This is a genomic window from Carboxylicivirga agarovorans (assembly GCF_050589845.1).
Classification (GTDB): Bacteria; Bacteroidota; Bacteroidia; order Bacteroidales; family Marinilabiliaceae; genus Carboxylicivirga; species Carboxylicivirga agarovorans.
The window spans coordinates 1-10052 of record NZ_JBNGPA010000064.1 but is presented as its reverse complement, the minus strand read 5'-3'; the positions used below and the strand labels follow the sequence as shown (position 1 = coordinate 10052).

The following is a 10052-nucleotide window of genomic DNA, read 5'->3' as shown; positions in this document are numbered from 1 at the left end:
AAAACCACCTCCCGGTTCGTACCTCACCGGACTCCTCCTTTTTGTAAGGAGGAGAGCTGATTTACATGATGCATAGATCTATACGTTTATAAAACTTCTTTTCGAACACTAAAACGCTTTGCCCCGGTCTATGATGTGGCAGACTTACAGCCTGCTATTGACAGCTTGGGAATTCTATTCCGCAGGAATTTAATTCATGTACCTCGATAGCCATAATGGCGTGGTCATAAAAATCAATTTCCCTTAAGCCTGACATATAATTACAATACAGGAATCAAGTGCTAAGCACAGTTTAATTTAGCCCGGAGCTAACGGATAGAGATAGGATTCCAGTTTAGTAGTGGTATTTCAGCGCATAAAAAAAGGAGGGTTGCCCCTCCTTAACCACTCATTATCTATATTTCCTTAAGGAAATTCTACCATATCGTAGTCATTGATATTTGCACGTGGAACTGATGCATCATATTTAGCATTGATGGCATCAATTAAAGCATTGGCAATAATTGCCGAACCACGTCCTGTAGTATGAACACCATCCAATGAGAAGATACCTCCACTCACGAAAGTACTGGTATAGTGATTTCCATCTATAATCAGACCTGTGGTGTTTAACTGTTCCAATAAAGCTTTGCAATCAAAGAAAGCTAAGTCAAAGCTTTCAGCCAATGTCTTATTAATCGCATTAAATGTAGCTGTATATTCGCTGATCATTGCAAGCTCATCAACAGTCAGCACAAACTCATCTCCCAATATCGGATCACTAGTTGGTCCCCAGCTCATTGCTTCAGACTGTGCTGTTAACAGTAGTCTGTCATTTGCTGTGGCCTGTCTTCTGCTTCCCAATTCCGCAGGAATCGCCGCATCATAAATAACAAAAGCATTTGGACCTTCAACAAATTCCATTTTTGGCAAGCCCAATGATTCGGCAGCTGCATTGTAAGCGGCATAGTTGGCATTTAAAGCAGCTGCAGTTGCAGCGTCAATAACAAATGCATTGTAAGGAACGGTTGTAAAAAATGGTATAGAAGACACATCAGGAATATTTCCCATTACACCTTTCGCGCCTTTTGCTGTTAAAGTACTTAACATGGCTCCCATTGCTGACTCATAAACTGCAGGATCAGTAATGTCGGTCAAACCGTTTCCAATACCACCTACACCACCAGCAAGGGCAAATCCCAATACATCATAACCGGCTAACCAGCAGCTGAAAAATGTCGGGTCAGCTACAGAAGCATCGCCTAACACACTTGTTACATCTGTACTTGCAAACCTTGCGAAGTATGGATTTGCCTGTCCGTAACCAGGAGTAACCAAATGCGTCACCTTAGCGCCAGGAACTCCAAAGTTCTGATTCGTGGCATCATAAACCCTTTCTCCGAGTATAGAAGGATTACCTACAGTAGGTACAGGAGCTAAAGAACCATTGACAATGTTTAATTCAAAATAGCCATTCAATGTTCCCTGCTCATCTATGGCAGTTAGTCCAATACTACCTTCACCTTCAACAAACGGCTGATTATAAGAAGCACCGCCAACATGCATTAACTGCTTACCTAATATAGCACTGAAGCTTATCTCTTGTCCGCGTAAACCTAAAGCACCATCTGTATAACCTGCGGTATAAGAATCGCCAATGGCTATAAACTTAGAAAAATCAGCAGAACCTTTTGATGGCGAGAAATCATCCGTATTAGGCTCGCACGACCATAGAGCTGCAACACCAGCCAATAATGCGTATTTATATATATATCTTTTCATCATTTCCGATTATTAAAATGAATAATTTAGACCAATACCAGGAATTACAGCATTACTGTAGTACGTTCCATAGAAGTTAGTCGGTTCATAACCGTCTTCACGTTTCTCTCCGTGTATGTATAACAATGAAGCATCCAACGACAATTTATCGTTGATCTTATATCCAAAACCTAAAGACATACCAATTTTGTTGGTACCTGGTGTTTCAGGTGTCAGGCGATCCTCAGGTATCGGTGTGCTGTCATAATAAATACCAGCTCTGAATTGCGCCTTTTCATTTAAGCTATATTCAGCTCCCACGCGATAGATCATGGTATTTTCAAAATCACGCGCATTATATGAATCAGGAACAGATTCTGCCTCAAAGTCAAAGTTAAGATTCTCATAAGCCGACCATCCTACATACTGCAGATCTGCCGCTAATAATAACTTATCATTTACCTGGTACCCTACACCAAAAGTAATATTAGTAGGCATTGGCAATTCTGACTGAAACTTCGTGTCAGGATACAAGGCATTAAGAGATGCAGGCACAGTGAAATCGGCATCTCCTTCATCAAGCTCAACCATAACTTCTGAGCGATAACTCAAACCGAATGACAATTTATCAGAGGCCTGGTAACTAACACCTGCGTTGAAACCAAATGCCCAGGTATTACCTGAAATATTTACACTTGCATCACCACCACTGTACTGTACCGGCAAAGCCCTGTTCAGATCAACATTACCGTTCACCGCCATTAAACCAATACCAAAACCAAGCTTATCATTTATTTTATACGATAAGGTCGGCTGAACAAAAATAGCACGTAAAGAAATATCCTGGATCAGGTATTTACCATCCCAGTTATCACCCCACTTCAAGGTATTACCATATGGAGTTGTTACGCTTAATCCTACTACAAGCTTATCATTTAATTTTGTCGCACCATAAAAATAGAATGGTGTTCCTACGGGGTTATCCGATTTTGCTTCATATGCTGACGGAGCCTGCTTTTGAAAGGTATTTTTTGAAAACACCCCGCTCACTCCTAGCGAAAATTCATATTTCTTATCCATAAAGCTTAATGCTCCAGGATTAAAGTGCATACTTGATGCGCCTAACATTAAACCAGTACCGGTATGTCCCATACCTGTCTGTCTGTTTCCTTGCAGGTTTACCTGATACCCTTCAGCAAATAGCTGAAAACTAAGCATGAGTAACCCACAGAATAGTCCTATTCTCTTCATAAAAGAATATTTAGTGAATACTTTTAAGAAATTTTAACAGCGCGAATATAGACTATTTTTTAAAATATCTAAACATTTAAATATTTGATTATCAATACTTTTGAACATTCGTGTCGTTTATTCAAATGGTTAAATATGTAAAGCAGGCTGATAAACAAACATATAACGCCATGGTAATATATACCACCCGGCGCATTTTATATATTAGGCTTATTTTATATCATTCAATAAGCTTGTTAAAATGAGTTGAATACCTTATTATTACATGACAAAAACAAAACTATATGCTAACTAAAAACGACCTTGACCAATTAAAAAGCAAAGCTATACCACAAGAACTTATTGAAAAACAACTACAACAGTTCCAAACTGGCTTTGCCTATTCACCGCTTCAAAAAGCAGCCACCGTTGGCGATGGTATCATATCTACAACAACTGAAGAAGAAAATACATTTATTGAGCAATATAATGCAGCAGTAAAAGAGGGTTTGGACACCATAAAGTTTGTTCCTGCATCGGGTGCGGCAACCCGAATGTTTAAGGCCCTGTTTGAATTTATTCAGTCAGACAAGAATAAGCAGGCTGAATTAATTAAGGAAAAGCCTTACAGTGATTTTATTGCAAGAATTAAGGATTTTGCATTTATCGATGATCTGGAAGCTCTTTTGAAAAAAGATATTAACCCCAACAATATATCAGCTGATGAAGCAAGGTTAATCATTGAGAAGATTTTATTGCCGGATGGTCTGAACTATGGCAAATTACCCAAAGGATTATTGCGTTTTCATAAACAGGCACAGGCCGTATTCACCCCTGTGGAAGAACACCTGAAAGAAGCAGCGCAGTATGCCAGTAACGGTACCGAAGGCAAGGTTCATTTTACCGTCAGTCCTGAGCACCATGATTTGTTTAAGAACCAGCTTAAGCTGGGAAGGCAAGCTATAGAGCAGCAAAACGGAATCTCCTTCAAGGTTGACTTTTCATTCCAGAAACAATCAACTGATACCATTGCCGTTAATCCTGACAATACACCATTCAGACAAGAGGATGACTCACTTCTGTTCCGCCCTGCCGGTCATGGTGCACTTATTGAAAACCTGAATGACTTACAGGCTGAATTGATTTTCGTTAAAAACATTGATAACGTTATTCCCGAGTACCTCTTACCTGAAACAGTGAAATACAAAAAGCTACTGGCAGGTATATTATTGGATAAAAAGGAAAAGGTATTTGAAATATTAAATGAACTGGACAGTACTGCTTCAGGCACTATTGAAAACACCATTAACAAAGGAGTCGATTTTCTATGCACAGAGCTACAGATGGATCAGGCCATATTTGATGCACTGAGCAATGACGAGAAAGTCGCTCTTATAAAAGACAAGCTTAACCGCCCTGTTCGCATATGCGGTATGGTTAAAAACGAAGGCGAACCAGGAGGTGGTCCTTTCTGGGTGAAACAGGCAGATGGCAGCAGCAGCCTGCAAATTGTTGAAGGCGCACAAATTGATCCGAACGATGCAGAACAACAAAGCATTTTAAAATCGAGTACACACTTTAATCCTGTTGACCTGGTTTGCTACACCAAAGACTATAAAGGCAATAAGTTTGACCTCAGACAATTTGTAGATCCTGACACAGGTTTTATCTCAGAAAAAACACAGAATGGAAGAGCTCTGAAAGCTTTGGAATTACCAGGCTTATGGAATGGAGCAATGGCTCACTGGCTGACATTCTTTGTGGAAGTGCCGGTAAGCACTTTTAATCCTGTAAAAACCGTCATGGACTTATTACGACCACAACACCAGCCTGAATAGGAGCTAACGCGATAAAAAACAGAGGATATCTAATAAACAGGTTTCCCGCAAAGTGCGATAACTATCGCAGCGCTAAGAATTATGCAAAGGCCGCAGAGTATAGAATATTAATTCGATACTTTGCGGCCTTTTCGCGTTACTATTTTGAATTCTTTACGAGAAATCGTTTGTTTGTTTTAGACAGTCCTGTACATTCACCAATAGCACTTAATAGCCAGGTGCTCCCTGACTTTGGTAGTACTGATAAGCCAATACGATAGCTGCTATGGCCAGCAATACTCCAACAACTGTTAAAGTAATTTTCACCCATGAATACGGTCGCTGTCCCTGCACCTCCCCCGTTCGGCCATTAACTAAAAACTGGTATAGCTTACCTTTAAAAACGTATGCGCAAACAAAAACAGGTAACAACAGGTGTTTAAAGGTAATGTCCTTATAATTTGTATTGAGGGATATGATTCGTTGTTCATCACCACCAATATCACGTCGCACCAAACGACGTATCTCAGGCTCAGCAATATTTTTGGCAACCTCGAATCCCTCTTCAAGATCTATCTGGTATTTTTCGGCGATAAAGCCACTAATATAACCAGGGTCAAAAGGCACCAGGTTTTCCAAATCCCAGGGCTCAAGTTTATAAATGTATTTCCGGGGAAGAGAACGAGTGGCCACAGTCAGTATATCATCAAAAAACCGGTGTACTTGCCCCGATGCATGACTCCAACGTGTTCTTCTGACCTGGCGTGTCTTCGTTACTGACTTCCCATTCTCTGTTGTTGTGTATGATTCAGTCACGTAATAGTAATCGCCTCTTTGCCCAACATACCTCGAGTAGGTATCAGTATCGTAAGTCCAGTATGGAATATAAACACCTTTGAAATGGTCAAAATTCAGGGTGGCTTTCTTTAAGTCATTTGGTGCAAACCAAAGGCGATTCACCCATTTTTTAAACTGGTCTTTTGCATCTCCCTTGCTGAGCGTAAAAGGGAGTAATGACTTTGGCTGAATGACCTTTTCTTCCGTCACGTGATCGAGCACCAGCGGAGAAGCGCAATAGGCGCAGTTGGTCGCCGTCACGTTCTCTTCAAGGGTTGCAGAGGCTCCACAGCTATCACACCTGATAAATTTTGCTGTGATCGATTCTTCTGATTCCGATTTTTGAGCCAGGTACTGATGAAAATCCAACTCTTCGATATCCACATCCATTTGCGGTATCTCATTTTCAGCCCCACAATACTCACAGTTGAGATGTTGTGTACCCGGCTTATATTTCAGGTCGGCTCCGCATGATGAGCATGCAAAGGTACCGACCTCCAATTCTTGTTGTTCTATATTATCGCTTTCCATTTTATTGTCCGGGTATAGGTGGTGGAACACTTCCAAATAAGGATTTTAATTCAGCCTGCTCGCCTGCTGCACCCCAGTTAGCCATACCATCGCGCCATACCAGGGTCTCGCGACTGAGTTGATTTTGAAGAGCCATCTGCTTTAATGCAGCCATATCGTAGGGACCCGCCTGCTGCCCATTGACAACAACAAAATACGTTAATGCCGGCGGCACCGGAGGAGGTGTCGATGGAGCCGATTGTTGTTGTTGCTGCTGACCGGCTGCAAAAGTTTGCCCCATCTGGTTGGCCATGGCAAATCCCATACCCATGCCCATGCCGGCACCTGCCGTTCCGCTTGGATTATTGGCTGCCGCTTCCATGGCTTTTGCCGCTTTCATCTGAGCCAGCTTGTTCAGATCTATGGCATTTAATCGGCTTAATTCAAATATCTCTTTTTTAATTTCCTCTGGCATTGATACATTCTCCACCAGAAACTTGGGCAGTTCAAGGCCGTATTGTGCAAATTCGGGAGCAATAACGGTCAATACATAATCCGACAATTCGTTGATATTACCGGCAAAAGCTTCAATTGGAAAACCGGCCTCACCAGCTGCATCAGTAAAACGGGTAACGATCATACTTTTAAGCTGATCAGCAATTTCATCAGTTGTAAAGTGCCCGTCAGTGCCAACTATTTCTTTGATAAATAAAGGAGCATCGCTCACTTTGATCACATATGTTCCAAAGGCACGTATCTCCAACATACCGAATCGCTGATCACTTAAGGTAATCGGATTCTTTGTACCCCATTTCTGAGCCGTCAGGCTGCGTGTACTTACAAAATAAACTTCAGCTTTAAAAGGGCTGTTAAAACCATGCTTCCACCCTTGCAAGGTCGATAAAATCGGCAGGTTCTGAGTATTTAGTGTATACATGCCAGGCTGAAAAACATCTGCAATCTGTCCTTCATTAATAAAAACGGCAACCTGTCCTTCGCGAACAGTTAGCTTAGCCCCATTTTTAATTTCGTTCTGATACCTTTCAAAACGGTAAACTATCGTATCGTTAGAGTCATCGAGCCACTCAATAATATCAATAAATTCACCTCTTAACTTATCGAATAATCCCATTCTCAGTATTTAATTAGGTTATAAACCTTAAAGATACAGATTAGAATTAAATAAAAAACCCTCCTGAATCAGGAGGGTTTCGCTTTGATAGATTTGGAGTTTGAGGTTCTTAGAAAAACCCCTGTAATAATATTAAATCGCAGTACCTCCTTTTTCACCGGTACGGATACGAATACACTCTTCCAATGGCGTTATAAAAATCTTCCCATCACCTATCTCGCCTTCAACCTGGCTAACGGATTTAGCCCCTGATATGATGGCATCAACAGTGGTATCCACAAATTCTTCATTAACGGCGATCTCCACCCGCATTTTAGGTATTAGTGCCGGTATGACTTTTTTACCACGGTACACTTCTTCGCGCTTTTGAGCACCATGACCTGAAACACGACTAACTGTAATTCGGGTAATACCTGCTGCTATAAGGCTTTCGCGAACCTGATCGAGCTGATATGAACGTATAATAGCTGTTATTAATTTCATATGTCTATATTTATTTTCAATGGTCTAATGGAACTTACATATAAAAATTTACTGTTCCTCCCTGTCTGTCCTTTTGGATGAACTAATTTACATGTTCGTTTCATACAATAATTGTTATATGCAAAGATTAATTAGGGTTCAGCATTCCATATCCTCGCTCACCGTGATATGCATGATCCAGCCCCTGCATTTCTTCTTCAGGTGTAGATTTTAGTCCGAACAGTTTCTCAACAACAACTAAAATAATAATAGTCAGCACCACAGAGTAAGCAATTGCGATAGCTACTGCAGCCACCTGAACACCCAGTTGCTGCCATATGGTCCATGTACCGCCAGCAGCTTCAGCCGCATTGGCCATCCAGCTGTCACGGATAAAGAAAGTTAAGGCAATTGCACCAACAATTCCACCTACTCCATGAATACCAAAGGCATCCAATGAATCATCGTAACCCATTTTATCTTTAACGATCAGCATTAAGTAACAAATAACGGTTGCAAGAGCTCCCAATATCATGGCCCCTAAAGGCTGAACTACGCCAGCAGCCGGTGTTACCGCTACCAGACCGGATAATATACCAGATGCAAAACCTAAGGCAGTCATTTTACCCTGATGGAAGCCTTCAATTAGAATCCATGTTAAGGCACCTGCTGCTGCTGCCACCTGTGTAGCTGTCAATGCCTGTGCAGTACTTAATCCACTCGAAACACTACTTCCGGCGTTAAAGCCAAACCAACCTACCCACAGTAAGCCAGCGCCCATCATCACCATTACCAGGTTATTGGGTTTCATTTGACGATGCGGATACCCCCGGCGCGCACCCAAATAGATGGCTGCTACCAAACCACTGATACCAGCTGATATATGCACTACAGTACCTCCTGCAAAATCAATTGCACCATCGGCACCCATATTGAATAAGAATCCATCTTCGGCCCACACCCAGTGACACAATGGGTTATACACCAACAATCCCCAAAGCGTAATAAACACCAGGTAACCCCTGAATTTGACACGCTCAGCAAAAGCTCCCGCTATCAGCGCCGGGGTGATAATGGCAAATTTTCCCTGAAACATTGAAAATACATACTCAGGTACGCCACCTTCCATTACTGTTTCATCAATACCTCTTAAAAAAACGTAGTCGGGGTTCCAGCCAAACCAGCCCCCAAGTACTCCCGGACCGAAACACATGCTATAACTAACAGTTACCCACAGCACGCTCATCACCCCCATTGCCGCAAAACTATGCATCATGGTTCCCAGTACATTTTTCGAACGTACCAGCCCGCCATAAAACATAGCCAAACCAGGCACCATAAGCAATACCAGTGCCGTAGAAGTAATCATCCATGCAGTGGCTCCCGAGTCAACACCAGGTTGAGCACTCAACTCCATCAAACCGCCAAGCCCCATAATTATACCAAGGGTTGCCAGCATTCTTTTTTTCAACTTTAAATTCAATTTCATCTGTTTACTTTTTTTCATGTTTCAGATGGAACTCCCAAATAAACTTCATCATCTTCTTGTGCTTCAAGCCAGATAGATTCATTTATTTGTTCGTTTCATGATAATGTGATAAAGGTTAATGATTGCCTGCCATATCCATTTTTACAAATGGTAGATCCCGAAACAGATCAGCATTATCATTCAGGATGAAAAATACAATAATGATTCCCCGGAAATTTGTTGCGCTGCTCTCCCGAAACTGTTTTTTATGACATTTATCAGTTTTTCTGAATGCAAATATATAAATGAGGGGTGTAATTCCAAATTATTACCTTATTTTTATTTTACACCCCTATTTATTTATAGTTCGTTTAAATTATTTACATTTTATAATATTACACCCCCCCTATTCTTACAATTACATTTTGGAAATATTAGAATTAACTAATCGGATGATAAGCGCTTAACACCTGTAGTCATCCGGTGAGATCTTACACAATCGAGCATTTGCTGTGCCGGTGCATGTAACACAATGGCATTGAAGAACAATCGATATTGCACCGGATTGATGGGCGTTAGGTAAGCCGGGACGTCGCTGCGCTTTACCCACGAGTGTTCGAAAAGATTCAAACATTCACATATATAGTGTTTTGCAAGCTGTAAATCAGCTCTCCTCCTGGCAAGGAGGAGTACCTCGACGAAGGAGAGGGGAGGTGGTTTTAAGTCTTCTTTACAAATTAGTTTTCAACAATATAAGAAAGATATGAAAAGTAACCGGCCAGAAATGATTTATAGGAGAAAACTATTGAGAAACAGAGCAACTCCAGCGGAATGTGAACTTTGGAATTACCTTAAA

General features: G+C 41.3%; 7 protein-coding genes. 1 reads left to right on the top strand and 6 read right to left on the bottom strand.

The window, feature by feature from the left end:
• Positions 1 to 405 precede the first annotated feature (405 nt).
• Complete coding sequence (locus ACRD69_RS24965; RefSeq protein WP_430817860.1) at positions 406 to 1761, bottom strand: hypothetical protein; 1356 nt, start codon at positions 1759 to 1761, stop codon at positions 406 to 408.
• 12 nt (positions 1762 to 1773) lie between these two features.
• The gene (locus tag ACRD69_RS24960; protein ID WP_430817859.1) at positions 1774 to 2991 is read right to left on the bottom strand and encodes an OmpP1/FadL family transporter; all 1218 of its coding nucleotides are present in this window, start codon (positions 2989 to 2991) and stop codon (positions 1774 to 1776) included.
• A 284-nt stretch (positions 2992 to 3275) separates the two neighbouring features.
• Here ACRD69_RS24960 and ACRD69_RS24955 point away from each other — a divergent pair, with 284 nt between their 5' ends.
• A complete protein-coding gene (locus tag ACRD69_RS24955) occupies positions 3276 to 4808 on the top strand; it encodes a DUF4301 family protein (protein WP_430817858.1) in 1533 nt (510 codons plus the stop codon).
• 207 nt (positions 4809 to 5015) lie between these two features.
• Here the strand turns inward: ACRD69_RS24955 and ACRD69_RS24950 are convergent, their stop codons facing one another.
• The 4 genes from ACRD69_RS24950 to ACRD69_RS24935 all read right to left on the bottom strand — a co-directional run bounded on the left by ACRD69_RS24950 (position 5016) and on the right by ACRD69_RS24935 (position 9217).
• Positions 5016 to 6155: a TFIIB-type zinc ribbon-containing protein gene (locus ACRD69_RS24950; protein WP_430817857.1), complete on the bottom strand. Its 1140-nt coding sequence runs from the start codon at positions 6153 to 6155 to the stop codon at positions 5016 to 5018.
• Between the two features lies 1 nt (position 6156).
• Positions 6157 to 7266: an SPFH domain-containing protein gene (locus ACRD69_RS24945; protein WP_430817856.1), complete on the bottom strand. Its 1110-nt coding sequence runs from the start codon at positions 7264 to 7266 to the stop codon at positions 6157 to 6159.
• Between the two features lie 132 nt (positions 7267 to 7398).
• On the bottom strand, positions 7399 to 7749 hold the full coding sequence (locus ACRD69_RS24940; RefSeq protein ID WP_430817855.1) for a P-II family nitrogen regulator: 351 nt from the start codon (positions 7747 to 7749) through the stop codon (positions 7399 to 7401).
• A 127-nt stretch (positions 7750 to 7876) separates the two neighbouring features.
• Positions 7877 to 9217: an ammonium transporter gene (locus tag ACRD69_RS24935; protein WP_430817854.1), complete on the bottom strand. Its 1341-nt coding sequence runs from the start codon at positions 9215 to 9217 to the stop codon at positions 7877 to 7879.
• Positions 9218 to 10052: the final 835 nt, after the last annotated feature.